Origin of the sequence: Paenibacillus vortex V453, from assembly GCF_000193415.1 — a bacterium.
Classification (GTDB): Bacteria; Bacillota; Bacilli; order Paenibacillales; family Paenibacillaceae; genus Paenibacillus_AQ; species Paenibacillus_AQ glucanolyticus.
The window spans coordinates 137,241-163,143 of record NZ_ADHJ01000044.1 but is presented as its reverse complement, the minus strand read 5'-3'; the positions used below and the strand labels follow the sequence as shown (position 1 = coordinate 163,143).

Annotated in this window: 22 protein-coding genes and 2 tRNA genes; 20 read left to right on the top strand and 4 right to left on the bottom strand. The window is 48.5% G+C overall.

Annotation, left to right across the window (positions count from 1 at the left end; genetic code table 11):
- Nucleotides 1-386 precede the first annotated feature (386 nt).
- The 8 genes from leuB to PVOR_RS24535 all read left to right on the top strand — a co-directional run bounded on the left by leuB (nt 387) and on the right by PVOR_RS24535 (nt 7,375).
- A complete protein-coding gene (gene leuB, locus PVOR_RS24570; RefSeq protein ID WP_006212245.1) occupies nt 387-1,463 on the top strand; it encodes a 3-isopropylmalate dehydrogenase in 1,077 nt (358 codons plus the stop codon).
- A gap of 173 nt (nt 1,464-1,636) precedes the next feature.
- Entirely contained in the window at nt 1,637-2,176 is a 540-nt protein-coding gene (locus PVOR_RS24565; RefSeq protein WP_006212244.1) for a peroxiredoxin, read from the top strand.
- A 281-nt stretch (nt 2,177-2,457) separates the two neighbouring features.
- On the top strand, nt 2,458-2,865 hold the full coding sequence (locus tag PVOR_RS24560; RefSeq protein ID WP_006212243.1) for a hypothetical protein: 408 nt from the start codon (nt 2,458-2,460) through the stop codon (nt 2,863-2,865).
- Nucleotides 2,866-3,193: 328 nt separating this feature from the next.
- Nucleotides 3,194-4,318 carry an ATP-binding protein gene (locus PVOR_RS24555; protein ID WP_036639707.1) on the top strand — a complete coding sequence of 375 codons (1,125 nt, stop codon included), beginning with the start codon at nt 3,194-3,196 and terminating at the stop codon, nt 4,316-4,318.
- Nucleotides 4,319-4,401: 83 nt separating this feature from the next.
- Nucleotides 4,402-5,907, top strand: a complete 1,506-nt coding sequence (locus tag PVOR_RS24550) for a leucyl aminopeptidase (protein WP_234973087.1) — start codon at nt 4,402-4,404, stop codon at nt 5,905-5,907.
- Nucleotides 5,908-6,011: 104 nt separating this feature from the next.
- Nucleotides 6,012-6,977, top strand: a complete 966-nt coding sequence (locus PVOR_RS24545; protein WP_006212240.1) for an aldolase catalytic domain-containing protein — start codon at nt 6,012-6,014, stop codon at nt 6,975-6,977.
- A gap of 176 nt (nt 6,978-7,153) precedes the next feature.
- Nucleotides 7,154-7,227: transfer RNA gene (locus PVOR_RS24540), tRNA-Pro, on the top strand.
- Nucleotides 7,228-7,304: 77 nt separating this feature from the next.
- Nucleotides 7,305-7,375, top strand: a tRNA-Gly gene (locus tag PVOR_RS24535).
- A gap of 90 nt (nt 7,376-7,465) precedes the next feature.
- Here the strand turns inward: PVOR_RS24535 and PVOR_RS24530 are convergent.
- Nucleotides 7,466-7,744, bottom strand: a complete 279-nt coding sequence (locus PVOR_RS24530) for a hypothetical protein (protein WP_040680958.1) — start codon at nt 7,742-7,744, stop codon at nt 7,466-7,468.
- 521 nt (nt 7,745-8,265) lie between these two features.
- On the opposite strand from PVOR_RS24530, the gene PVOR_RS24525 reads away from it, so the two are divergent.
- The 4 genes from PVOR_RS24525 (at nt 8,266) to PVOR_RS24515 (ending at nt 10,697) form a co-directional block, all read left to right on the top strand.
- Entirely contained in the window at nt 8,266-9,030 is a 765-nt protein-coding gene (locus PVOR_RS24525; RefSeq protein ID WP_006212238.1) for a DUF4183 domain-containing protein, read from the top strand.
- A gap of 128 nt (nt 9,031-9,158) precedes the next feature.
- Complete coding sequence (locus PVOR_RS24520) at nt 9,159-9,443, top strand: DUF4183 domain-containing protein (protein ID WP_006212237.1); 285 nt, start codon at nt 9,159-9,161, stop codon at nt 9,441-9,443.
- A gap of 122 nt (nt 9,444-9,565) precedes the next feature.
- Nucleotides 9,566-9,793, top strand: a complete 228-nt coding sequence (locus PVOR_RS29900) for a YolD-like family protein (RefSeq protein WP_228030044.1) — start codon at nt 9,566-9,568, stop codon at nt 9,791-9,793.
- 346 nt (nt 9,794-10,139) lie between these two features.
- Entirely contained in the window at nt 10,140-10,697 is a 558-nt protein-coding gene (locus PVOR_RS24515; protein WP_006212235.1) for a hypothetical protein, read from the top strand.
- A 610-nt stretch (nt 10,698-11,307) separates the two neighbouring features.
- Here the strand turns inward: PVOR_RS24515 and PVOR_RS32680 are convergent.
- Nucleotides 11,308-11,433, bottom strand: a complete 126-nt coding sequence (locus PVOR_RS32680; RefSeq protein ID WP_006212233.1) for a hypothetical protein — start codon at nt 11,431-11,433, stop codon at nt 11,308-11,310.
- A gap of 59 nt (nt 11,434-11,492) precedes the next feature.
- Between PVOR_RS32680 and abc-f the strand changes: the two genes are divergently transcribed.
- From abc-f to PVOR_RS24495, 4 genes are all read left to right on the top strand, one after another.
- Entirely contained in the window at nt 11,493-13,376 is a 1,884-nt protein-coding gene (gene abc-f / locus PVOR_RS24510) for a ribosomal protection-like ABC-F family protein (protein WP_006212232.1), read from the top strand.
- A gap of 446 nt (nt 13,377-13,822) precedes the next feature.
- Nucleotides 13,823-14,857, top strand: a complete 1,035-nt coding sequence (pheS, locus tag PVOR_RS24505) for a phenylalanine--tRNA ligase subunit alpha (RefSeq protein ID WP_006212231.1) — start codon at nt 13,823-13,825, stop codon at nt 14,855-14,857.
- 29 nt (nt 14,858-14,886) lie between these two features.
- A complete protein-coding gene (gene pheT, locus PVOR_RS24500) occupies nt 14,887-17,337 on the top strand; it encodes a phenylalanine--tRNA ligase subunit beta (protein ID WP_006212230.1) in 2,451 nt (816 codons plus the stop codon).
- Nucleotides 17,338-17,596: 259 nt separating this feature from the next.
- The gene (locus tag PVOR_RS24495) at nt 17,597-19,561 is read left to right on the top strand and encodes a cell division protein ZapA (protein ID WP_006212229.1); all 1,965 of its coding nucleotides are present in this window, start codon (nt 17,597-17,599) and stop codon (nt 19,559-19,561) included.
- Nucleotides 19,562-19,644: 83 nt separating this feature from the next.
- Here the strand turns inward: PVOR_RS24495 and PVOR_RS24490 are convergent, their stop codons facing one another.
- Both PVOR_RS24490 and PVOR_RS24485 read right to left on the bottom strand, forming a co-directional pair.
- Entirely contained in the window at nt 19,645-20,031 is a 387-nt protein-coding gene (locus PVOR_RS24490) for a cytochrome c oxidase subunit II (protein WP_006212228.1), read from the bottom strand.
- Between the two features lie 328 nt (nt 20,032-20,359).
- A complete protein-coding gene (locus PVOR_RS24485; RefSeq protein ID WP_006212227.1) occupies nt 20,360-20,719 on the bottom strand; it encodes a phage holin family protein in 360 nt (119 codons plus the stop codon).
- A gap of 156 nt (nt 20,720-20,875) precedes the next feature.
- Between PVOR_RS24485 and PVOR_RS24480 the strand changes: the two genes are divergently transcribed.
- The 4 genes from PVOR_RS24480 to PVOR_RS24465 all read left to right on the top strand — a co-directional run bounded on the left by PVOR_RS24480 (nt 20,876) and on the right by PVOR_RS24465 (nt 25,849).
- The gene (locus tag PVOR_RS24480) at nt 20,876-23,245 is read left to right on the top strand and encodes an endonuclease MutS2 (protein WP_006212226.1); all 2,370 of its coding nucleotides are present in this window, start codon (nt 20,876-20,878) and stop codon (nt 23,243-23,245) included.
- 120 nt (nt 23,246-23,365) lie between these two features.
- Nucleotides 23,366-23,785 carry a DUF350 domain-containing protein gene (locus PVOR_RS24475; protein WP_006212224.1) on the top strand — a complete coding sequence of 140 codons (420 nt, stop codon included), beginning with the start codon at nt 23,366-23,368 and terminating at the stop codon, nt 23,783-23,785.
- Between the two features lie 157 nt (nt 23,786-23,942).
- The gene (locus PVOR_RS24470) at nt 23,943-24,500 is read left to right on the top strand and encodes a hypothetical protein (protein WP_006212223.1); all 558 of its coding nucleotides are present in this window, start codon (nt 23,943-23,945) and stop codon (nt 24,498-24,500) included.
- A 140-nt stretch (nt 24,501-24,640) separates the two neighbouring features.
- On the top strand, nt 24,641-25,849 hold the full coding sequence (locus PVOR_RS24465; protein ID WP_327196587.1) for an MFS transporter: 1,209 nt from the start codon (nt 24,641-24,643) through the stop codon (nt 25,847-25,849).
- Nucleotides 25,850-25,903 lie beyond the last annotated feature (54 nt).

Sequence of the window (25,903 nt, the reverse complement as noted above, 5' to 3'; positions counted from 1 at the left end):
GGAAAAGCGAAGCGGTCGCCTTTGGAGCCGAATTTCAACCATTAAAACATAATCCAAGAAATTCGGCGACAACAGCGATTGGAGGAACGATACGTACTCGGAGCCCCCCATAAACACTTCGAAGCTCTGGCATAAACTCTTCGGAGCCCCACATAACCCCTTCGAAGCTCTCGCATAAACTCCCCGAAACACTCGCTTAAACTCCTCAAACCCCCAGGCTCATTCACACCCGCCACCATCTCCCTGATCACATCCCCCTCTACTTATAGGCAAAACAAATTAAGTTCATAGTTTCTATATCTTGGTCAATCGAGGGGGAAGTATGTTACAACAGTAACTAGATGATTAAAATGACCAGTGCATTTATAAATAAGGAGTGACGAAGGATGGCTGAAACGAAGAAAATCGCCGTAATTGCCGGAGACGGTATCGGTCCTGAAGTAGTAGCGGAAGCGGAAAAAATTATTAAACGTACCGAAGAGGTGTTTGGATATTCTTTTACAACAGAGCATGCTCTGTTTGGCGGCATTGCTATTGACGAGAAAGGAACGCCTTTGCCTGAAGAAACGTTGAGCGTGTGCAAAAGCGCCGATGCGGTACTGCTTGGTGCGGTAGGCGGACCGAAATGGGATAACAATTCGAAGGAGCTTCGTCCTGAAACCGGTTTGCTTGGCATTCGTAAAGAGCTCGGCTTGTTCTCCAACCTGCGTCCGGCCGTCATTTTTGATTGCTTGAAAGACGCTTCCACATTGAAGCCTGAAGTTCTGGAAGGCACGGACCTGATGGTCGTTCGCGAGCTGACGGGAGGTATTTACTTCGGTGAGAAGTTCAGACGCGAAGGTGCTGGCGGCGAAGAAGCGGTAGATACTTGCGTGTACAACACAGCAGAGATTGAGCGCATTGTGCATCAAGCTTTTGAGATCGCTCAGAAGCGCCGGAAGAAGCTTGCTTCCGTTGATAAAGCAAACGTTCTTGAAACCTCCCGTCTATGGCGCGAAACGGTAAACCGCATCGCTCCTGAATATCCGGATGTGGAGTTGGAGCATGTACTTGTGGACAACTGCGCGATGCAGCTCCTGCGCCGGCCGTCCAGCTTCGATGTTATTGTAACCGAAAATATGTTCGGTGACATTCTGAGCGATGAGGCAGCTATGCTGACAGGTTCCATCGGCATGCTGGCATCAGCATCCATGGGTGAAGGCGCCTTCGGATTGTATGAGCCCGTGCACGGTTCCGCACCTGACATTGCGGGTCAAGGCTTGGCGAATCCAATCGCAACCATTTTATCCGTAGCTCTGATGTACCGTCTTACCTTCGGTTATGAAGATGCCGCGGACGCGATCGAGCGTGCAGTTGCCGAGGTGCTTGATGCCGGACATCGCACAGCGGACATCGCTGTGGATAAGAGCAAGGCGCTCAGCACGACCGAGATGGGCGATCTGATCGCCGCAGCTATCCGTTAATACAGGAAGCAGCTGTTCAAGAAAACTTCTTATTTATAATAATTATAATAAAGTAACCTTTATAATCTTGACTTTGATTAGCCTCGATGATAACATTTCTATTAAATGTTCATAGGAACATAGAATGTAGGAAGTAATCATTTTTCTTACATATGTTAAGGAGGAATTCAATCATGGCAGAACGTTTGGTTGGTAAAGCGGCTCCTGATTTTACAATGGAAACCGTATCAGGAGACGGTAAAGATTTTGGAAAAGTTAGCCTGTCCGACTACCGCGGCAAATGGCTCGTATTCTTCTTCTATCCGCTTGATTTCACTTTTGTATGCCCGACTGAAATCACGGCATTGAGCGATGCTTACGATCAATTCAAAGCATTGGATACTGAAATTCTGGGTGTGAGTGTTGACTCTATCCACAGCCACAAAGCTTGGATCAACACTTCCAAAGAAGCTAATGGTCTGGGAACATTGAATTTCCCACTGGCTTCCGACATCACCAAAAACGTAGCTAAAGACTACGGCGTTCTGATCGAAGAAGAAGGCGTTGCACTTCGCGGCCTCTACATCATCGATCCTGAAGGCGAATTGAAATATCAAGTTGTTAACCATAACGACGTAGGCCGCAGTGTTGAGGAAACCCTTCGTGTTCTCCAGGCACTTCAATCCGGCGGATTGTGCGCTATGAACTGGAAGCCAGGCGACAACAACCTGTAATTCCATTTCGTTAAAGTTAGGACAACCCTCATTATCTGACATTATGTGCAGGTAGTGGGGGTTTTTTCTCACTGATTTTATTGGATGATTTAGGGGAAGACTCTTGTTTAGAGAACTGCGCTTGCGTTGATATATAATTAAAGATATAGGCTGACAGACTTACGGTTAGGGAATATGGCCCAAATTTTTAATCAAGGTTTTTTTCATGAAGGAATTAGCGTGAGTGAAAGCGAATACAATATTTTGAAACGGTGGAGAATCCATGGAGGAGGGTGAACGATATGAGTTTTTGCTGTGGGGCTAGTATGATGGGTACAAAGGGTACACTGAAGCATTATCGCACTCAAGTACATAATGTTCCCCTGCTGTTTTGTCCGGTCTGCCATCGCGTAGAGGTACATCATCGGGTGGAGAATGAGTATGAAATATTAGCCGAATACGCCCATGGTGACGGAGCATCCCAGGTGGATTTTCAGGATTATGTGATGGAAGATGAGGATGCGATATTTGAGAATGTTGTCAACCGTGAGTCGGAGGATCCCCTTACGGTTGTTCAGAGTCAGATTGATATGTCGTTAGATCTCTTGGTGGTTGCCAAATGGATGGAGGATGAGAAGTGGCAGGGCGAACTGAAAAGACGGCTTGCTGTAATGAGTCAGCGCAGGCTCCGGCTCCAGAAGCAACCTTAATTCAGGAATTAATTAAGCCTCGTTAATACCCGGGGCTTTTTTAATGTTTCAAATCCCAACCCATTGGTTAATGATTTATGTTATTTGTTAGGAATGAGGATCCTATCCTTTACATATACGTAAATGCATAAGCTGAGATTATGGTATTTACAAGTAATTTTCCATTTTTCGACAGGATTTCTGATTGACGTTTCTTTGTCTCGATGACTATCATGGAAGGAAGCAGATTCGGGCTGCTTCTGATTCAAAGGCGGACAAGCTGATTTTTCTTGCATGAATTTTTTGTCGGTTTGGTGAGTTCAACTTTTCAAGAAAAGGGGGAGCCATCTTGTTGAGTCAAATCCGTGAATCTGAGCTGCAGGCTATTCGTTCTTTTCATTCCAGCCAGCTTATAAGGAACAAGTATGAAAACATACTGGAGAATCTCGACAGCGGGATTATCCTCTTTGATAGTGACGGAGTCTTGGCATTTGTGAATGTACAGATGGCTAAACTGCTAGGTGTATCCCGTAAATCGCTAACTGGCTGTACATTGACCCAGCTGGTGCGTCATCCCCAGCTCTCCAGATTCAAGAAGAGAAAAGTACTGCGCATTTTTCGGGAGACGGTGTTTCATCGAAAAAGATTCCATGAACTGGTAGACGAATATGGCAGATCGTGGTTGATCACTATGACCTATGGGGATCAGATGGAAGGCGATTTTCTGATCAGTGTAAAGGATGTATCCGACTTCAAGCGAATAGAGCAAAGCGCTTATCAGAATGACAAGCTGGCCATGCTGGGAAAGATCTCCGCATCCATTGCCCATGAAATACGCAATCCGCTGACATCCATCCGTGGCTTCATACAACTGCTTCGTCCGCATCTTGTAAGTTTAGGGAAGGACGAGTACGCCAGAATTATACTAACGGAGATTGATCGTGCGAATGATATTATATATGAATTTCTGAATTCCTCCAAGCCCTCGGCACCAGAGACCAAGATTGTGTCCGTATCCTCCTTATTGAAGGAAGTAGTTCTTCTAACAGAGAGCGAAGCACTCATGAAGGGATGCCAGATCAATCTGCATACCGATGAGACCCCGCCTGCGTACATTTCCGTGGATGTGAAGCAGATCAAACAGGTAATTCTGAATATTATCAAGAATGCGCTGGATGCCATTAATGAACACCATGACGAGAACATTACAGGCATGATCGATATTTCAGCCCGCGATAACGGAAAGCATATCAAAATCTGTATTTCCGATAACGGGGGCGGCATGGATCAGAACACCTTAAATCATCTGTTCAATCCGTTCTTCACAACGAAGGAGAGTGGAACGGGTCTTGGACTATCCGTGAGTTACAGCATTATTAGAAATCATGGTGGTTCGATCGCAGTGGATAGCCAGGTCGGCGCCGGAACGGAGTTTGTGATTACTTTCCCCAAGCTGGAGGTTTCGGAAGTTTAAAGTTAGTTGCACCTAGAACAATCTTAAATGAATACGAGAGCAGCTGTTCCGATGGAATGGCTTTTTCTTTTTTGGGAGGATCCATGATGAAATGGACAATAGAGAGTGGCCTAACCCCTGAACATATTCATTGTGATGCCATATTTGTTCCCGTTACAAAAACACAAACAGTGGAGGGCGGTATTTCTGGATTTTGGGATCCGCTGCTGAAGGACTTGGAGGATAGCCGGTTGTTTGACGGCACTCCTCATCGGACATTCGTATGGCCGGAAAGTTTCCGTGGCAGAACGCGACTGCTCCTGTTTATAGGGTGTCCCGAAGGCATACTGACAGCTGAACAGCTGCGGTTAGTAGCGGCTCAAGCGGCTAAGATCGGCACTAAATCAGGTATACGCAGTGCTGCGATTCAAATTCCGCGAACGATGGTCAGCAGCATGGCTGAACAGACGCCTCGGGATGCTGCGCAGGCATTAACGGAAGGTTTTATCCTCGGAAGCTATCGAAAGTCTCAGTATAAGCGTGATGCTTCTGAACGAACGGAGATTGATGAAATCGTCTATTATATGAAGGAAAAAATGGACGCAGCATTTGAAGCACATTGGGCAGAAGGTGTGTCTCGAGGCGTAGCGGTTGGGGAAGGAACCTGTCTGGCACGTGATTTAACGAATCTGCCTGGCAATATGCTCGTACCGGATGATCTAGCCGGAAAAGCCCTCCAGCTTGCCGAGAGGTACGGTATGGAAGCTCAGATATTGGACGAGAAGGAACTAGAGGAGAAGGGCATGGGCGGGCTTCTGGCCGTAGGTAAGGGCAGCATCCATCCCCCGCGCATGATCGTGATTCGTTATCAGGGGCTGACTACGTGGAATGATGTGATCGGCCTGATTGGCAAGGGGGTCACGTTTGATACGGGTGGTGTGTCCCTGAAACGGGCGTCCGGGATGGAGGATATGATTAGCGATATGGGCGGAGCAGCTACGGTGCTGGGCGTAATGGAAGCGCTGGGACGGATTCGCCCGAAGGCCAATGTGGTGATGGTGATCCCGTCTGCCGAGAATGTGATGAGCGGCAGCGCTTATAAACCCGGAGATATCATTACTACGCTGAGCGGACGTACTATCGAAGTGCTCAATACGGATGCAGAGGGCCGTATTGTTCTTGCGGATGGAGTAACGTATGCCAAGGAGCTTGGTGCGACGCGCTTGATCGATGTTGCCACATTGACCGGGGCGGTTGTTTCGACGCTTGGAGACGTAGCTACAGGGGCAGTTACCAATGATGAGGCCTTTCTGGAGGAGCTGATTGCCTCTTCCCGGAGGGCAGGTGAGAAAATTTGGCCGCTGCCGTCTTATCCCGAATTCTGGGATAAATTGAAGAGCGAGGTAGCGGATATACGAAATCAAGCCGGTCGCGACGCCGGAACGATAACGGGTGGTCTTTTTGTGGGCACATTCGCTGATGGACTGCCATGGGTGCATTTCGATATTGCAGGAACAGCGTACTTGTCCAAGGAGAGGGGAGTCGATTCCAGAGGGGGGACCGGCGTGCTCGTTCGTACCATCACCGACTGGATATGCAAGCAGTCGTGATTTCCTTTACAAAAACGTGCGCCCTGGAGGACAGTTGTGCTTTACTTTTCAACCGGCATTCAAGTATGATGAAGAGAAAATTGCCGAGAGGAGTTTAGCTTAGAATGATTAAGAGCAGCCAGACAAAAATTGTAGACTGTACCATTCGCGACGGCGGACTGGTGAACAATTGGGATTTTAGTGTGGAATTCGTACAAAATTTATATGCAGGCCTGAATGAGGCTGGCGTGGACTATATGGAAATCGGTTATAAAAATTCTCCTAAGCTCTTGAAGGGTGCGGATCAAGCCGGTCCTTGGCGTTTTCTGGATGATGAGTTCCTGAGAGAAGTCATTCCTCATAAAGGCAAAACCAAACTGTCTGCCCTTGTGGATATCGGCCGCGTGGACGAAGACGATATTTTGCCGCGCGAGGAAAGTCTGCTGGATCTGATCCGCGTAGCTTGTTACATTAAAGATGTGGATAAAGCGCTGGCGCTGGTTCAGACCTTCCACGATCGGGGTTATGAGACTACGCTTAACATTATGGCGCTTTCCAATGTGATGGAGAATGAGCTGCTGGAAGCTTTTGAGATGATCAGGGAAAGCGTCGTGGATGTGGTATACATCGTTGATTCTTACGGAAGCCTTGATCATAAGGACATGGAATACCTGGTTAATAAATTTAAGACACATCTGCCGAATAAGCGCCTTGGCGTTCATACCCATAACAACATGCAGCTGGCATTCTCCAATACTCTGGTTGCTGCCGACCTTGGGGTTGAGCTGCTGGATGCGTCCGTGTACGGAATGGGACGTGCGGCTGGCAACTGTCCGACCGAGCTGCTGGTTACCCATCTGAAAGGGACCAAGTACGAGCTGCGTCCGGTTCTGGATATTATCGAGCGTTACATGATTCCTCTGCGCGAGAAAGAGGAGTGGGGTTACATTATGCCCTACATGATCACAGGTACGCTGGACGAACACCCACGCTCCGCTATGGCTCTTCGCGCTTCGGATGATAAGGATAAAATCGTGGATTTTTATGATAAATTGACGACGCCGGAAGTAACTTTCGACAAGAACAAATAAGGATGCTCCTGGCATCACGTTATTTCTCACGGTTAAAACAAGGCAGCATCTTTCCCTCGCGGAAGGATGCTGTTTGTTTGCTTTCGTTGTTCATATTAATTTCCATAAAATACATGTTGAAATTATACTTTCAGCGTGGTATATTTATTTTTGTCTTCAAAAGACAACATCATCATCGGGACGTAGCTCAGCTTGGTAGAGCACCTGGTTTGGGACCAGGGGGTCGCATGTTCAAATCGTGTCGTCCCGATTCGCTTACGTTTTAGGACCTCGCAAAAGTAATCAGAATATGCCCCGAAGCATAGCGTCACTTTTGTAGGTTAATATGCGGGTGTAGTTCAATGGTAGAACTCCAGCCTTCCAAGCTGGTAGCGTGGGTTCGATTCCCATCACCCGCTTAGCTTTAAGAAATGCTTGAAACCCTTGTGCCACAAGGGTTTTTGTTTGCCCTTTTTTCGACATACGACTTTCTATATAAGGGGGCATGATTAGGGGGCAAGTTTGATCCATTTTGGATTCAGCTCCTCTAACTGGTCAGCTACAGACCGATTAATGGCTTCAGATCTATGTATGTAAATGTTGGCCCTCGTGTCCATCTTCGTATGTTGCAATCTCTCCTGTATGGTTTTGAGATCCATGCCGCACTCTCGCAGCAGCATCTTCTTGACGTCACCCTCGATCTTATTTCCTTCTTCGTCCAGCGTGATTTGTTTCACGATCCATATCGCAGACCTCTCATGATCAACGTCAGGCCATTCTACTGCCAACAATTCCCCCGCCTAAAGCCTCCAAGGATTGCCCCGGTAAAAATACAGCCGCCAGTGAGCAGGGAGGGTATAGAGGGCTGTCAGGAGCTTCACTTCCTCTTGTTTTGTATAGGCGTGTTTTCTTGATTGAATCAGTATCCGGATCTAATCTCTGAGATATAGCTCTTTCCTTGAAATTAGGATCAAAAAACTCCAATTGTTTTTTCTTGAGAAATATCAGTAATGTTGGTCTCCGGAGATGAAGTAGAAGGTTGATGAACTCAGTTAAGAATGGGCTCAAGGAAGTAATTCTGATCGGAAAATTGGATTGGGGCGGTTGTGAGTAAGGGCGCTGATTCTTAGAGTCATTTCTTAGGTATAACGAACTGGGATCCCCTAATAATAACGCCTAATTTTTATCTCGGAATGGTTCCGGTTTGTTTGATACAAGTTATTCGTCCACCCCCAAAATGTGCATTTGACATATAGATATGATCATACACACAGTCATGAAGTCTAAGGGAAGGAGGCGTAAATGAAGGATGGCAGCTAAACGTAAGTACAAATGTTTAAAGGCAAAAAGAAAATACAAATATACCAAAAGAATTAAAAAAACAGTTTTTCGTAAGAAACCCCTTTGTAAGAGGCGGTTATCAATGTGGTGTTTATTAAATAGAAGAAAGCAAAATCTTCAAGCTGCAATTGATCAGCAAGCCTTACAAGCTGCAATACAGGAAGTTAAATCCGAAATGAAGGCTGAGTTAGATAAATGGTGTGAAATGCAGAGATCGCTAAGCCAGCCAGGTATTCAAGGGATTTCAGGTCCGCAAGGGATACAAGGTATTCCGGGAGCTCGAGGAGAACGAGGGATTGATGGATCTGAGGGTCCCCCAGGAATACAAGGCCTTCCGGGATTACAAGGAATACAAGGAGAGATAGGTCCTCAAGGAATACAAGGAGAGATAGGTCCTCAAGGCCCTCCTGGACCTGTAGTAATTCCTGAAGTTACCATCTCGCCTACGACAAACCGTTATTTTTATCAACCGGAAACAGATTTGGATTTAACCATGTCGGTTACAATTCCAGCCAGTTTTTTCACCAACGATTTGGGGGCTCCAGTTGCGGATTTCTCAGCACTCGACCCCAATAGTTTTAACAATCTTTATATAAATGGAATTCTTCAGCCGGGTAATTCGTATGATGTAAACCCTACCAGCTTATTATTTCCGGCACAAAGCACCATAATCTATGCGGGAACCCCTATCGTTTTAGAAACAGTACAGCTAACGGCGAATGTTACTGTCTAGTAATTTTTAGAAGAATGCCCTCACTTCTCCCGAACCCTCTGCATTTATTGTACAAGAGGATCAGGCATGTTTTCTAAGTTTTGCTTGAAAATCTGTATGATTCTCAAGAATGAAGGGAGGCGATGAAAATGCCAATAGTACCACCGTATCAAAACAGTAGAAGATTCACTGCTACAGCGGGTGCTGGAACGGGAACAGGAACAACATTCGCGATTGCAGCAACAGCGTTTATCAATGATGCAGGAACAGCTGCCACGGTATTTCCGAGTACGTTCAACTATTACAACCTTTATGTGAATGGTATAATGCAAACGGCTGACGTTTCTTCTGTTACAACAACGACGATTACCATCCCTGATGGCGACACGTTAGATCCTGGAACTCCACTTATAGTTCAATTCGTTGTCTCTTAATTCATGCTGGTTTTCAAAGAAAGACCTGCTCTGATTTTTAAACGAGCAGGTCTTTTCTCTGATTTCAAACCAAAGGGGAATTTTGATCCTTCCCGGATGACTTTGTCGGTACTCCTAAATCAATGGATAACGAACATCGAACCCTGACCATAAGGCTGTTTGATGAATATGAAAATACGGAGTTAACAGGGATTGTCGTTCTGATCCACACGTTTAGACGAGAGATCAAATTGTCCATGGCTGAAGGTGAATGGCATTGGATTAAGATCGATGAAATTGAAAATAAATTACGAAGGCCCCACCTTCATTTTGAAGTGCCCCCCTTTTTGTGGACCGTTTGTCGCCTTTGACAGAAGAACAAGCTTTGAATTATTTGAAAAGCAGCACATAATGAGGTTTGGGCAACCTCTCAAAATGATGCTAAAGATCTTGCAATGAGAGCAGGACAAAGTTTCTTTACTGGACCTGAAAGTCATCGTGCAAACGGATATAATGAGACCTACTACTATTACCATTACCATGGAGGAAAAGATACTAGTCGCCAGATTGGTCATATCTTTTACGGAACAGCAGGTAGCTTGGGGCTTCAAAAAAGAAAACAAGTTAATCTACAAAGGATAAGTTCTTACTCTAGTACCTTCTTAATATTATTCAAAACACGGATTCATTAATTCTAAATAATAAGAGGTTTATAAAATGCAAATAGATATCCAAAAACTTTATGATAAGTATATGACTTTAGACATTCCCAACCCTTTTAATTTAGAACAGATCGATCAGATTCTAAAAGATAAATATTTTGCTGTAGAAACGGATCTTGAAAATTTTTCAGGACTAAGATTTGACCCTTACGAGAATTTTGATGAAGCAGTTAAAGCATATAGTTTTAGAGATAAAAGGGGTATTAAGGAACTTTTTAAACTTAATTCGGAAGAATATGATGAATCTTTAGTCCCTAATGGAATTAACTTAACTGTGAATTCAAAAGATAATATGTATATTTCAGGTGGAACCGAGATAGGTGGCTCTAATTTGTTATCTATTGAAACAGCAATTTTTTTTGGAATTGATAAGGAAGAAATGACACTGGGCAATGAGCGATTCGAGGACTATTTGGTTGCTCTATATTTGGCTGGATATATACAATTCGAAAATGATACAATATTAGAAGATGTTTACAAGCGATATAGGGATAGCTACTTGTTAGAATATTATGGTCCTTCAAGTGGTCGTGGAGGAGAGAAATTGTATTAAAGCAATGTTAACCCATGGATATGTACAAAATTGTAGGATAGCCGATTCAAGTCAATTCAGATAATTGATTCGCGTTCATTCTTTTATCGACATAAATGCCTTTAGGTATTTGTATCTTGGTCTTTGATTACTTCTATTTCTGCTTTCATGCATCGAAGATGTCGTAACTCAGCGTTGGTTATCACACCAATAATTATGGTACCCCCGATAATGATTCCAATAAAGGTAAACATTATGCCCTATGAATAAGATCAAACAACTCGATCATTATTCTTCACCGTCTTTACCTTTTTGCCTAAGTAAGTGTACACAAATGGAACGAAGTAACCAATTGCCACTAATGTCTTTCGCAGATGCCCCTTTTACATCCCAAAATTATCTGTTATAATGGCGATAATTTCATTCCAAGAATGCGAGGTAACCCAGTCCAATGAAGTAAGACACCCTTTTCTCTAAACAACTGCATGTGGTTTTGCAGGCGCTTCTCTACGGCGGTAGAGGAGAGATTTGGTGTGTCTGAAAAATGTGACCGGGGTACCTCTTTTTGTTGTGTAGAAACGGTGCTCTTATGTAATACAATCACATATACGGAACGAACTTACAGCTTCCGCTAACGGCCCAAGTTATCGAGTTTATCTCCATAACCGTCAAGGCTGGCTTGGAATGAACAGCCGAACGTTAGTGGCTGCTTGCTGTAGATCGTCCCGTCTTCAGCTCCATCATCCTCTTTAAACATCCGCTGCAGGCTATCGCTTGCGGTTTTTTTATGTTTTCCAAGAGAGAGGATGAGGTTATATGACCATGATTTTAAAAGCAAAAGATATAAGTATGGAACTGCAAGGAAGGCCGCTGTTTGAAGGAATTCAGTTTGAGGTTGCGGAAGGAGAACGGATCGCGCTGTACGGACGGAATGGTACTGGTAAAACGACGCTGTTCTCCATCTTGGCAGGCGAGCTCGAACCGACCTCGGGCGTAGTGGAGACGATTCTGCCGAGGGAGCGCTGGGGCTGGCTTAGGCAGCAGGATGAGCCGGATGAGGGAAGCATGAGCGCAATCGATACGGTGCGAAGCCGCAGTCATGCTTCGCTATGGGAGTTGAAGCTTGGGCTTGCCGGTGTAGAGCGGCTGATGAATAGCGGGGACAATGAGAGCATGGAACAACTGCTGGAGCAGTACGGAAATCTGCTGGAGCGCTTCGAGTCCCAGAACGGGTTCCAATGGGAAACCGAGGTGGAGAAAGCTATGACGATGCTGGGAATCGGGCCAGAGGTGTGGCCTGTTCCCTACCGCGAACTCAGCGGAGGACAGAAGACGAAGGTTATGCTGTCGGCCCTGCTGGTATCCGCTCCGAAATTTCTCCTGCTCGACGAGCCAACGAACCATTTGGATAATGAAAGCCTGGTCTGGCTGGAGCAGTGGCTGGTATCGTCCTATAAGGGAACCGTGTTATTTGTGTCTCACGACAGGGAGTTTATCGACCGGGTGGCAACCTCCGTATGCGAGTTGACACCAGACGAACTCAGGCGTTACCGGGGAGGTTATACGGATTATCGCCGGGAAAAAGAACGGGAGCTGCGCGAGCAGGAGACGCTTTATCGCAAGCAGGAGCTGGCGCGCAAGGCGCTGGAGGAGTCGATCCGTAGGTACGAGGAGTGGTTCCATAAAGCGCAACTGATGCGGCCGGGGACGTACAGTGGACGTCAAGATAAACCGCCAGCTTACTACCAAAAGCAAAAGGCGAAGAAAAACCATACTCGACGATATCACGCCAAGGAGAAGGCACTGGAACGGCTTGAAGCCGAACGGGTAGATAAGCCGCGCAGCGGTCCCAAGCTGAACATGGAGCTGGAGGGGGAAGCTTTTGGTGGTCGCACGCTTCTCCAGGTGAAGGATGTAGGTTTTGGATATGGGGAAACCCGTCTTTTTGATAAGCTGACCTTCTATTTAAACCGAGGCGACCGGTTGGCCGTAAGGGGACCTAACGGAAGCGGCAAAACGACGCTGCTCAAGCTGCTGCTGGGAGAGATCGATCCGCAGGAGGGACGGATCACACAGAATCCTTCAATCCGGATCGGCTATTTCTCACAGGAGCTTGAAGGGCTTGAGCCCGAAACCACACTGCTGGACAGCCTGCTTGTCATACCGGGCATGACGGAGAGCCGTGCACGCACGCTGCTCGGTTCGTTCCTTTTCCGAAGGGACGATGTATTTAAGAAGATGGGGCAGCTGAGCATGGGGGAGAAGTGCAGAACGGCTTTTCTCAAGTTATATTTCAGCGGAGCCCATCTGCTTGTTCTGGATGAACCCTCGAATTACTTGGATGTGGATACCCGCGAGGTAATTGAACAGGTGCTCGTGAACTTTCCGGGTGCGATTGCGCTTGTATCCCATGACCGGTATCTGGTGCGCCAAATCGCCAACCGGCTGCTGACACTGAAGCCTGGTGAAGCTCCGGTATGGTTTGAGGGGAGCGTGGACGAGGAGGAAGAGCAGGCCTCTCGCATTGGTGTCATCAAGGGGGACACAGAGAAAGATAACCGTCGTATGGCGCTTGAATACCGGGTTCAGGAATTGCTGGGCCTATCAACCGACGAGATAGAGGCGGGGGAAGAGGCGAACTGGCTTGCTGAAATCAGAGCACTTCGGGCTGAGCTAGCCAATCTTCAAGCGGATAAATAAGCGTTGTTGACTAAAATTGAGCCGATAGGGTTAAAATGGGGGAAATGAAACTTGCCATATCCCGCAAGGTTGCATATAATAAACCCTATATATTTGTATAAGACAAAATGCGTCGATGGAGAAAAGTAGCTAGTGCCTCTTTACAGGGAAGAGATACCATGGATTGAGAGTGTCTCTCAAAGAATCAGGCTGGCGAAGTTCGCTCCGGAGCAGTTCCTTGAACACGGCATGCTGCCGGTCAGTAGGGGATAACGGGTCCGATTCGTTACGTCGGTCAAGTGAGCATGATAAGCCATATCCAATCCAAGGGTACAATGGTCTTGGCAAGGATAGGATGGCATGTTAACAAGGGTGGTACCACGGTCTCTTCGTCCCTTTTCGGGAGGAGAGGCCTTTTTTTGTTTTCAGTACAATGATGGAGTTTACAAAGGGGTGTGCGAATAGCCATGAAGGAAAAATTAGAAGCATTGAAGCAGGAAGCATTGGCGCAATTGCAGGATGTCAACGATCCGCAGCAGCTGAACGATTTACGGGTGAAATACCTTGGCAAAAAAGGTGCCCTGACTGAAATACTGCGCGGAATGGGCGCGCTGAGCGCAGAGGAGCGTCCTGTCATTGGCCAGGTGGCCAACGATGTGCGCGGTGCGATTGAGGAAGTCATCTCCAGCAAGCAGGAGGCCTTCCAGCAGCAGGAAACCGAAGAGCGTCTGCGTGCGGAGAAGGTGGATGTAACCCTTCCGGGACGCAAGCTCACCCAAGGCGCGGTTCATCCGCTCAGCAAGGTCATTCAGGATATCGAGGATATTTTCATCGGCATGGGCTACCGCGTAGCGGAAGGTCCGGAGGTGGAGACGGACTACTTCAACTTCGAGGCATTGAATCTGCCGAAGAATCATCCGGCGCGCGACATGCAGGATTCCTTCTATTTGACGGAGGATTTGCTGATGCGTACGCAGACATCCCCGGTGCAAGCCCGGACGATGCTGTCAATGCAAGGGAAGGCGCCTGTCAAAATCATCTGCCCGGGACGCGTATTCCGCCGGGACGACGATGACGCGACCCATTCATTCCAGTTCCATCAAATCGAGGGACTGGTGATCGGTGAGAACATTCGCATGAGTGACTTGAAAGGAACGCTGCTGCAATTCGTGCAGGAGATGTTCGGCGATAACACGCAGATTCGACTGCGTCCAAGCTTCTTTCCTTTCACCGAGCCGAGCGCGGAAGTGGATGTATCCTGCGTGAAATGCGGGGGCAGCGGCTGTCGCGTATGCAAGCAAACGGGCTGGCTTGAGATTTTAGGCTGCGGAATGGTTCATCCGAAGGTGCTTGAGATGGGCGGCTATGACTCTGAGAAGTACAGCGGATTTGCATTCGGTATGGGCGTTGAGCGCATTGCCATGCTGAAATACGGTGTGGATGATATCCGTCATTTCTTCAACAACGATGCAGCATTCTTGAATCAATTCACGCGGATTTAATTTAAACGATAAAGGGAAGTGAACAGACAATGAGAGTATCAACCGATTGGTTGTCCGATTATATTTCGCTCGAAGGTGTAACCTCGGAGGATTTAGCGAGCCGTATTACATCAGCCGGTATTGAAATCGATGTGATCGAGAAACGGAATCAGGGCATTAACAAAGTTGTCGTAGGCTACGTCAAGAGTAAGGAGAAGCATCCTGATGCAGATAAGCTGAATGTGTGCATCGTGGATGCCGGTCAGGAGGAAGATATCCAGATCGTTTGCGGAGCAAAAAATGTGGATGCCGGCCAGAAAGTGCCCGTAGCGCTTGTAGGCGCGAAGCTTCCCGGCGGCATGGATATCAAGAAAGCCAAGCTGCGCGGTGTTCTTTCCCAAGGTATGATCTGTTCGGCCAAGGAGCTTGGCATGAACGACAAGCTGCTGCCCAAGGAACTGCAGGAAGGGATTCTCGTTCTTCCGGCTGAAACCGAGATCGGTAAGCCGATAGTGGACGTGCTGGGTCTGAACGATGAGATTCTGGAGCTGGATCTGACGCCGAACCGTTCCGATTGCCTGAGTATGCTGGGCGCAGCATATGAAGTGAGTGCTATTCTGGGACGTGAACTGAGCCTTCCAAACCCTGAGAAAGAAGTGATGGAAGTTCATGATACAGCTGCGGATCATATCTCGGTTACAATCGGTGCAGCTGAGCAGTGCAGCCACTATGCTGCGCGCTATATTACCGGAGTAAGAATCGCGCCTTCCCCACTGTGGATGCAGAACCGATTGATGGCAGCGGGCGTGCGGCCGATCAACAATATCGTGGATATTACAAACTATGTCATGCTTGAATATGGCCAGCCGCTGCATGCTTTTGATGCGGACCACTTGAAGGACGGCGCGGTTCATGTACGAATGGCTGAAGCCGGTGAAACGATGGTAACGCTGGACGGAGCAGAGCGTCGTCTGGAGCCGCATATGCTGGTTATTACAGCCGGTGGAAAACCTGTAGCTCTGGCAGGCGTTATGGGCGGCCTGGACTCCGAAGTAACGGACGGTACGGTGAATATTCTCCTCGAATCGGCTAAATTCGATGGCGGTACCGTTCGCAAAACATCCCGTCAGCTCGGCTTGCGTTCGGAAGCAAGCTCGCGCTTCGAGAAGGAAGTGGATCCAGCGGCAGTCATACCTGCGCTGAACCGTGCAGCGGCGTTGATGGCGAAATATGCCGACGGTGCCGTACATCAGGGGATTGTCGAGGCAGGCAGCGCTCATGCCGAGCCGACCGTTATCACGTTGTCGCTGGAGAAGCTCAACCGGTATCTGGGCACGGAGCTGTCTCTGCTTGAGGTAAAAACCATTTTCTCGAGATTGCATTTCCCGAGCGGTGATGCAGGCCAAGGATTGGTGGATGTTCAGGTGCCGTCCCGCCGCGGCGATATCGTGCTGGATGTGGACTTGATTGAAGAGGTTGCCCGCTTGTATGGATACGACAACATTCCGACAACGGCGATTGAAGGTCCGACAACACCGGGCTCCTTGACAAAAGCGCAGGCTATTCGCCGCTCGCTTCGCCGGCTGCTGACACATAGCGGCTTCCAGGAGGTTCTGGGGTATTCATTCATTCATCCGCAGCAAGCGGAAATGTTTACTTCTCTTGCGTCAGAAGGTACGGCAGTTAAGCTTGCCATGCCGATGAGTGAGGACCGCAGCGTGCTTCGCACTAGCCTGCTGCCACAGCTGCTGGATATCGCTGTGTATAACCATAACCGCAAACAGCCGGATCTGGCCCTGTTTGAAATAGGGAACTTGTTCCATACGTTAGAGGAGACGCTGACGAAGCAGCCGCTGGAGCGTCCGGTTCTCGGCTTGCTCATGACAGGCCGCAAAGGAAACAAGCAGTGGAATGTGCAGCCTGCCAAAGTGGACTTCTTCGATCTGAAGGGAGCGCTTGAGACGGTACTCGACTATCTTGGAATACGCGTTGAGGACATCACTTACGTGGCAAATAGCCCGGAAGGATTCCATCCTGGACGCTCCGCTTCCGTATATACGGGTCAAGGCGAGAACCAGCAGCTGCTTGGTGTACTGGGACAAATTCATCCGAAGACGCAGCAAGAGCTGGATTTGGAAGATACCTATGCTGCCGAAATCCTGCTTGAGCCGTTGTATGATTTGACCAATGCCCGCGTCGCTTATCGCGATCTGCCTAGATTCCCGGGAATGGAGCGCGATCTTGCCATCGTGGTCGATGAGCAGGTTGAAGCCGGCTCCCTGATTCAAGTCATCAAGGAGAATGCAGGCGAGCTGCTGCAGCAAATTCAGGTGTTTGATGTCTTCACCGGCAGCAAGCTTGGGGAAGGCAAGAAGAGTGTTGCCATCTCCTTGACGTATCGTCATCAGGAACGGACGTTGACGGACGAAGAGGTTGCCGAGGTTACCGAAAAAGCAGTCTCAGCGCTTCAGCAAACTTTTGGCGCAGAATTAAGAAAATAGCAGGAATTGTGAACGCCCGCATCGAATCCATTACATCAGAGATTCGATGCGGGCTTTTTTGCTCTAAATGGAACTGGGATTTGCATCAGGATGCCCGCAGGGTACATAATTATAAGCACAAAACTGTGTTATCATATACCAAACTTCGGTCTGTTTTCTTGAGGTTCGTCTCCAGATGTTATCTCATATATAATGAAGAAAGAGGATAGACCATTTCAGACATCATAGAATCTACACATAATAGAAGGAGGGCACAACTGTGACTACACCGGACCGTAAAAGCGTTACCGTAGACATCTACGGAACTTCCTATAAACTTGTTGGCAATAGCAGTGATTATACTAGACAGGTAGCGAACTATGTGGATGACCGCATGCGCACCATATCCAAGGCGCATTCCAGGCTCGATACCCCGCGCATTGCCGTCCTGGCCGCAGTACATATGGCTGAAGAAGCTTTACAGAAGCTGGAGTATCAGAATGAAGCCAAACAGATGACGGCCGAGCGCAATGAACTGCGTACGGAGCTTGCCAAGGTGCAACGGCTTCAAATCGAGCAGCAGGAAAGACACCGGCAGCAGCTGGAACAACTGGAGCAAAGGCTGGCGGAGCAGTCTTCCTTAGCTGAGAAGTACAGAATTTCCACTGAGAATTTAACGAGTGAGTCAGAGCGAACCAAGGAGCTGCTCCAGAAGGAATCGAGCCGGGTGGAAGAGCTGCTGAAGGAGAAGCAGCAGCTTGAAGCACGTCTTAAGGAACAGCGGGAGAAGCTGGAGGGCGGTCATAAGCAGGCGATTGAAGATATGAAACGCCGTTATGAAGGGCAAATTTCGCAGTTGACGGGCACTCACAAGCAAGCGCTGGATAAGTTGGAGCAGACTCATCGGGCAGCAGTGAAACAGGCCGAAGAGAAGCAGGCTGAACACTTGAAGAAGCTGGAGAGCTCCCATAAACAAGAGGTGCTCCAGAAGGAGCAGCAGCACTCGAAGACCGTTCAGGATTGGGAACAGAAGTATACGAAGTCTATGCAGGATCTGAAGCAGGAGCACGCGAAAAGTGCGCAGGAGTTAGAGCAGCGGCACGGAGCAACCGTTCAGGATCTGGAGAAGCAGCTCTCGGAGCAGCGCAATCGCGGAGGGCAGCTGCAGTCGCGATTGTCGACCACGGAGAAGGAACTGACTGCCGCTAAAGCGGAATCCGTGAAACTGAAGGAAGAGCTGCAGCTGTCCAAACAGCAAGGGGATGCCTCTCAGCAGGAATTGCGATCCTTCCGGACGAAGGCGGAAGGACTCGCGAAGGAGCTTGAGGGACTGAAGCAGGAATCCGGCAAATCGGAGGAAGAGCGTCGCCGTCTCCAGAAGTTAGTGGTGGATGCGAATCAGACTTCACGCAAGCAGCAGGAAGAGCTGCAGCGTCTTAGCGGTGAGCTTCAATCCTGGCGTACCCTGGCTGATCAGCGTAAAGAGGAAACAGGCGAGCTGGAGATGAGAATTGTTGAGCTGATGGAAGCGAACGAGAGCCTGGAAGAAGGAATGAAGGGGCTTCAGGATGAAATCCACGTCATGAAGGATGAGGCTGACCGGTCTATTTCCGAGCGCAGAACGGCTCAAGAGGAACTGAAGGAGCTGCAGCTTCGCTATGAAGAGCTGGAGAAACTCAGCGAGGAAGCGGGGATTCGAGAGGAAGAGACAAGCAAACTGTACGCTATGCTGGAAGAAGAATACGATACAGTGTCGAATCAGCTCGAGGAGCTTCGCAAAAAAGCGGCTGCAAGTGAAGAGCATGGACGTGAGCTTGCAGAGCAGTTAAGAGATTCGGAGGAGCGAGCCGCGCACTGGCAGAACCAATACCAGCAATGGATGGAGGAGCGGGAGCAGCTTGCCGCTGACCGTGAGAAGCTGGCTGCAGAGCGGGATGAGTGGAGACGCACGCAGCTCTCTCTTGAAGAAGAGCTCCAGTCCTGGCAGCAGGAAATTGCCTCTGCACGTCAAGCCTGTGAACGTCTGGAAGGCGAGAAGAGTGAAGCCACGCAGCAGTATTCCGATCTTGGTGAGCAGTACGAACTGGTCATGCATCAATACCAGCTGCTGCAGGCAGAACAGGAACTGAAGGCGGAGCAGTCAGCGCTGCTTGAAGAAGAACATCGTAAATTAAAGGAAGAGTATGCTAAGCTCCAAGTTGAATATAACGAGTGGATCGAGTTGATTGAGCAGGATCAGCGTTAGGCCATGGTGAAGATTTGAACCTGAAAAAAACCTCCGAATCAGCAGAGGCAACTCTGGCGATCCGGAGGTTTTATTAGGATGCTCTATTCTTCAATGATGATTTTGGAGATCATTTTGCTGTGACCGGCTCCGCACATAATGGAGCAGGAAACTTCAAATTCTCCAGCTTTGTCGGGTGTAACAACTTTGCTGTTATTGTTGCGGTCAAGCTGAAGGCCAAGCGCCGGAATCATGACGCCGTGGTTGCCGTCTTCATTCTCGTAAGAAATTTTCACGGGCACGCCCTTTTTCAGATGATATTCTTCCTGGTCGAATTGGAAGTTGGATCCCTTTATAACGAGCTCTGCTTCAGGCGCCACGCCGGTATCCGAAATTCCGGAATTTCCTTGGGTTGCCTCCTGATCTTGGCCGCAAGCAGCCAATACAAAAAGGAGCATACATGAAACAAGTAGTGCTATGCCTTTTTTCACTATAATCTCTCCTGACTATGAAATAATGGTGAATTTATTTTTTCCAATCTTTATCATAGCGCAGAAAAAGAGATTATGCACAGCGGTGTTATGAAAAATTAGTGAACGTGAAGCGTTTGCAACGAAGGTTATGGATTACGATATAATGTAGGGGAAGCCTGAGTATAGGGAGATAAGGACTTCTGCGGCCATAATGGACAACCCCCTGTTCATATAAGCAACAGGGGGTTGTTGTGGGAGATGTAGTGGAATGAGCCGCAGGAAACGATTCATTCAGGAATAAGGGACTGAGGAACAGACCTCCAACAGAGTCGGATGACTTTGCCTCTTATTCCTTGTGGCTTTTGCCTGCTTCATACGGTGTGGAAATCGGAATGAACAGATCGATGATCCCGATGACCAGTGCTGCAAGCAGCGCACCCAGTATGGAGACGGTGACGCCCCCGACAATGAACTGAGCGAGGTAAATCACAAGCGCACTGACAAGGAAGCCCACGATTCCGCGTCCAAACGGCGTGACTTTTTTGCCGAAGATGCCCTCGATAGCCCAGCCGAAGAGGGCGATGACGAGTGCAAGCAACAGGGCACTTCCGAATCCGCCGACGGAGAATTGAGGGACAATCCATCCGACAACCATAAGAACGAGCGCGGCAACGATAAATCGAACGACATGCCCGAGAAATTGCATGGTACCTGCCTCCTTAGAATAAGACTGGAATGTTACGCAGAATTTATTTTGTTCAATAGGGCCGCAGGTTATGTGTGGAAGGTTTTTGGATTCCATGGCGAATTCCCTCGGCATTCGATATAATATAGGCATTGATTGAGAGGAGTTGTGAACTTCTTGAACGACAAGATTTTGCAAACTTTAGAATACCGGAAAATTTTAAATACATTAACACAATACACGCAAACATCCATGGGGAATTTGAGGGCCGAGGCGTTAAAGCCTGAAACTGAGCTGGAAGCTGTAAAGGATCTGCTGGCGGCAACCGATCAGGCATATACGGTAGACCGGCTCAAGGGTAATCCATCTTTCCGCGGTATAACGGATATTAACGATGCCTTGAAACGCGCGAGAATTGGAGGCACGTTGAGCCCCCACGAATTGTTAGCCACATCGAACACGATTCACGGGTCACGCCGTATCAAGCGGTTTATCGCGGCCCTTCATGAGGATGAGCAGATTGAAATTCTGTTTAATCTTAGCGATCTTATCTCGGAGCAGAAGCCGCTGGAGGATGCGATTCGGCTCTGCATTGACGATGCGGCTGAGGTTCTGGATTCGGCGAGTGCAGAGCTTTCGCAGATCCGCCGTGAGCTTCGGGGCGGGGAGGTCCGGATTCGGGAGAAGCTCGAATCCATGATTCGTTCGCAATCGGTGGCCAAGATGCTGCAGGACCAGCTGATTACGATTCGCGGGGATCGTTTTGTCATACCCGTTAAAGCGGAATACCGGTCGCATTTCGGCGGAATCGTACATGATCAGTCAGGATCGGGTGCCACGCTGTTTATCGAGCCGGAGTCCATTGTGGCCATGAATAACAAGCTTCGCGAGACCCGGATGCGGGAAGAGCGGGAGATCGAAGTGATTCTGCAGAAGCTGACTGCCCAGGTGGGTGAGCAGGCTGATTTGCTGTCCATGGACTTGGATTTGATCGGACAGCTTGATTTTATATTTGCCAAGGCACGTTTGGCTCATGTGATGAGGGCGTCTCTGCCGCGAATGAATGACAGAGGGTACATTAAGCTGCGCAAGGGCCGACATCCGCTTATTCCGATGGACCAGGTTGTACCGCTTGATGTGGAATTGGGTAATACCTATACGTCCATCATTGTCACGGGTCCGAATACCGGCGGTAAGACGGTCACACTCAAAACAATCGGTTTGCTAAACCTGATGGCGATGTCCGGACTGTTTATTCCTGCCGAGGAAGGCAGCCAGATGTGTGTATTCGATGCGATTTATGCGGATATTGGCGACGAGCAGAGCATTGAGCAGAGCCTTAGTACCTTCTCGAGCCATATGACCAATATTATCCGGATACTGGGTCAGATGACGCAGAAGAGTCTGGTGCTCCTTGATGAAGTAGGAGCAGGTACGGATCCGGCTGAGGGCTCCGCCCTCGCGATTTCCATTCTGGAGCATATCCACCGCATGGGCTGCCGAATGATTGCGACCACGCACTATTCAGAGCTCAAGGCTTATGCCTACGAACGCAAAGGCGTTATTAACGCCAGCATGGAGTTCGATATCAACACCCTAAGTCCGACTTACCGGCTTCTGGTTGGTGTGCCTGGACGCAGTAATGCGTTTGCTATTGCAGAACGTCTCGGTCTGCCAGGATCCATTCTTGAGTTTGCCCGCGGTGAAGTGAAGGAAGAAGATCAACGGGTGGAGCATATGATTGCTTCCCTTGAAGAGAATCGGCACACTGCTGAAATGGAGCGTGAGAAGGCAGAGCAGGTCCGCAAGGAAATGGAGGAACTGCGTGTCCGTCATGAGCACGAGCTTCAGAAGCTGGAAGAGCAGAAGGACAAACTCGTTGATAAAGCTCGCATGGAAGCGAGACAGATCGTGGATAAGGCGCGAAGCGAAGCGGAGGAGATCATTTCGGATCTGCGCAAGATTGCTCTGGAGGAAGGGGCTTCTGTTAAAGAGCATAAGCTGATTGCGGCTAGAAAACGTCTGGATGATGCCGAGCCGCAGCAGGGCAAGAAAACAGGAGGCCAGCGCTCGGCTAAGCAGCAGCGCAGTATCGAACCTGGCGACGAGGTTCGGGTATTCAGCCTGAATCAGAAGGGCCATGTTGTGGAAATGACTGGCTCCAAGGAAGCGGTCGTACAGCTTGGCATTATGAAGATGAAGGTCGCCCTGGATGATCTGGAGTTATTGTCGAATCCGGCGGCGAATGCCAAGCAAGCACCGAAACAGCATGCGACGATCCTGAAGCGGACTCGTGATGCCAACATTCGCAATGAACTGGATCTAAGAGGAGCGAACCTGGAAGAAGCGCTGATCGAGGTTGATCGTTTTATTGATGAGGCTTTTCTCGGTAACCTTGGTCAGATTTCCATCATCCATGGCAAGGGAACCGGTATTTTGCGGACCGGAATCCAGGATTATCTGCGTAAGCATAAACATGTGAAGAGCCATCGTTTGGGCAATTACGGCGAAGGCGGCAATGGCGTAACGATTGCCGAGTTGAAATAAAGGAAGCCAGAAATCAGGAACCGTTTTCTCCTTCAGTTCGTATAACATATCATCTGGGTTTAGAACAACGGGATGCGAAAGGTGCCGCATCCCGTTTATATCGGGGAGGAACATAGGGTAATGACGGAAGCGATTGATCATTTGCTGACCCATCCGCTGGGTGTGCTAATCGGCTATTTCTCGGTTGCGATACTGGCACTTATCGTTTACTTGTATTGCTTTGAACTGGTTACGAAGTACAATTGCTGGGATGAAATACGCAAGGGAAACGTAGCTGCAGCGATGGTGACCGGCGGTAAAGTCTTTGGTATATGCAACGTTATGCGGTATAGCATCACGGCCAATACGTCCATTTACGGCATGATTAAATGGTCGTTCTTTGGGTTTATCCTGCTGTTATTGGCTTATCTGCTGCTTGAATTCTTGACGCCGGTTTTCTCGGTTGATGAAGAGATTGGCAAGGATAATCGCGCAGTAGGTTTGATCGTACTTCTTATCACCGTATCTTTATCTTACATTATTGGAGCGAGTATCACTTAAGAGCTTCGGGAGGAAAAGGACGATGAAATATTTACCGCGGATATTGTTTGCGGCCGCTTTGATTTTTTTTGTGTCAGGTATTGTATACTTAATGTCTCAATAAAAACAACTATACAGGGCCTGCAAGGCCGTTTGAATAAGAAAGGAATGAATACCTATGGAACCGACGGTTTGTCCATGGTGCCAAAGTGAGATTGTATGGGATGAGGAGATTGGTCCAGAGGAAACCTGTCCTCACTGTGCTAACGAACTGAAGGGCTACCGTACATTGAATATCGCATTGGAAGGCGAGGATGCAGAAGCCGATCAAGAGGAACTGGATGAGGATTATGAAGCAACCGAGGAGGAAGCTGTTGATCTTCAGCGTATATGGGGGTCGGAGAACGAATCGTTGTCATCGCTGCGAACTGTGGATAAATACGGGGAGGATCATGATTTGTTTGCATTCGAGGAGACCGTGGAAGCGATCCTGGATGAACAAGATGAAGTACCGGAGTGTTTGCATTGCAGAGAATACATGCTCCATGCAGGTACCCAGCACGTGAGCGGGGAAGGCTTCCAGCCGGTTAACGCGGCTTTGATCCGTGGACCTATTCTGCAGCCGCCATATGAATTGAACGTATACGTATGCCCAGGATGCTTCCATGTACAGTACAACCTGGCCGAGAACGACCGACTTCGGATGATTAAGAGCTTTATCCATAAAAAGGAATAGAGTCTGTGAATAGGCGCTGTTTGGCGTCTCACGGCAATTCAAGGGAACTGCATGCTGCAGTTTCCTTTTTTTTTGTTCATGAAGTGGAGGAGTGAAGGGTAAAATACCCTGGACTTCAAGTACGAGAGCAAGGGAGGGAACTGTATATGAAGTTGACAAAGGACCCCCAGGCCATGCTTCTGCTATCGGTTCATGGTTTGTTTATTCTATCGAGTGCATTGTCGGGTACATTCCTCAATGTTTACCTCTGGAAGAGCCGTCAGGATTACACCATGCTCGGATGGTTTACTATTGCCCAGCAGGTCGCATTGGGCCTGACATTCTGGGCAGCAGGCAAGTGGGTGAAGGAACATAACAAAATGAACGCACTTCGTCTGGGGATTGCGGTGTCCGGATTATTTTATCTATGCGTGCTGTGGGCAGGCCGGGATGCGGTCCATTATATCTGGCCTCTTGGCCTGCTGTTCGGCGTATCCCTGGGCTTATTCTGGCTGGCCTTCAATGTGGTTTATTTCGAGATATCGAATGCAGAGAATCGGGATTGGTTTAATGGCTGGATCGGACTTCTTGGCTCTGTGACAGGAATCATAGGACCATGGTTGGCAGGCTGGGTGATCACATGGATGCACGGGGACGAGGGCTATCGACTTATTTTTACCGTGTCGTTGGTCATATTCGCGGCGGCTGTAGTGCTTAGCTTTTTTCTGCGAAAAAGGCCTGTACAGAATGACTATAATTGGCTGGAAGGCCTGAGACGCTTGAAGGAGGGCGGTGTGTGGAAATATGCGGTTTGGGGCTTGGCTGTACAGGGAATGCGGGAAGGCGTATTTTCCTTTCTCATCACATTGCTTGTGTTCGTGGCTACGGATCAGGAATCCAAGCTGGGTCAATTCGCATTGATCACTTCTGCGGTCTCGTTGGTGAGTTATTGGGCCTGCGGCAAATGGTTCAAGCCTCAATTCCGCAAAATCGGTATGCTGGTGGGGGCCGTACTCATGCTGCTGGTTATTCTGCCGTTATTACTGGCCGTTAATTATACTACGCTGCTGGTCCTTGGAATCGGTACCTCCTTGTTTATTCCGCTGTATATGATGCCGGCCATATCGGTTAGCTTTGATCTGATGGGATTGAATCAAGAAAATGTGGAGAAGCGGGTGGAACTGGTTGTACTGCGGGAGCTCAGTCTGACCCTGGGCAGAATTACGGGGCTGCTGGTATTTATTCTGGTGTTGTCGATCAAGCAGGACACCTTAACCATAACACTACTCTTGCTGTTCCTGGGGGCATCCCCGATCGGATCATGGCTGTTCATGCGGAGGTTATTCCCTTCCAAGGAACAAGTAACCTGATCGCTTGATCAGGGATGAGGGTGTGGGAATCCAGAACGGCACACTTCATGAACC

What these genes read in the sequence shown, in the direction of transcription:
- PVOR_RS24525 (WP_006212238.1), top strand. Translation starts at nt 8,266, where the DNA reads ATGGCAGCTAAACGTAAGTACAAATGTTTAAAGGCAAAAAGAAAATAC.
- PVOR_RS32680 (WP_006212233.1), bottom strand. Translation starts at nt 11,433, where the DNA reads ATGTTTAAAGAGGATGATGGAGCTGAAGACGGGACGATCTACAGCAAG.
- abc-f (WP_006212232.1), top strand. Translation starts at nt 11,493, where the DNA reads ATGACCATGATTTTAAAAGCAAAAGATATAAGTATGGAACTGCAAGGA.
- pheT (WP_006212230.1), top strand. Translation starts at nt 14,887, where the DNA reads ATGAGAGTATCAACCGATTGGTTGTCCGATTATATTTCGCTCGAAGGT.
- PVOR_RS24520 (WP_006212237.1), top strand. Translation starts at nt 9,159, where the DNA reads ATGCCAATAGTACCACCGTATCAAAACAGTAGAAGATTCACTGCTACA.
- PVOR_RS24550 (WP_234973087.1), top strand. Translation starts at nt 4,402, where the DNA reads ATGATGAAATGGACAATAGAGAGTGGCCTAACCCCTGAACATATTCAT.
- PVOR_RS24470 (WP_006212223.1), top strand. Translation starts at nt 23,943, where the DNA reads ATGGAACCGACGGTTTGTCCATGGTGCCAAAGTGAGATTGTATGGGAT.
- pheS (WP_006212231.1), top strand. Translation starts at nt 13,823, where the DNA reads ATGAAGGAAAAATTAGAAGCATTGAAGCAGGAAGCATTGGCGCAATTG.
- leuB (WP_006212245.1), top strand. Translation starts at nt 387, where the DNA reads ATGGCTGAAACGAAGAAAATCGCCGTAATTGCCGGAGACGGTATCGGT.
- PVOR_RS24475 (WP_006212224.1), top strand. Translation starts at nt 23,366, where the DNA reads ATGACGGAAGCGATTGATCATTTGCTGACCCATCCGCTGGGTGTGCTA.
- PVOR_RS29900 (WP_228030044.1), top strand. Translation starts at nt 9,566, where the DNA reads ATGGATAACGAACATCGAACCCTGACCATAAGGCTGTTTGATGAATAT.
- PVOR_RS24485 (WP_006212227.1), bottom strand. Translation starts at nt 20,719, where the DNA reads ATGCAATTTCTCGGGCATGTCGTTCGATTTATCGTTGCCGCGCTCGTT.
- PVOR_RS24560 (WP_006212243.1), top strand. Translation starts at nt 2,458, where the DNA reads ATGAGTTTTTGCTGTGGGGCTAGTATGATGGGTACAAAGGGTACACTG.
- PVOR_RS24565 (WP_006212244.1), top strand. Translation starts at nt 1,637, where the DNA reads ATGGCAGAACGTTTGGTTGGTAAAGCGGCTCCTGATTTTACAATGGAA.
- PVOR_RS24545 (WP_006212240.1), top strand. Translation starts at nt 6,012, where the DNA reads ATGATTAAGAGCAGCCAGACAAAAATTGTAGACTGTACCATTCGCGAC.
- PVOR_RS24515 (WP_006212235.1), top strand. Translation starts at nt 10,140, where the DNA reads ATGCAAATAGATATCCAAAAACTTTATGATAAGTATATGACTTTAGAC.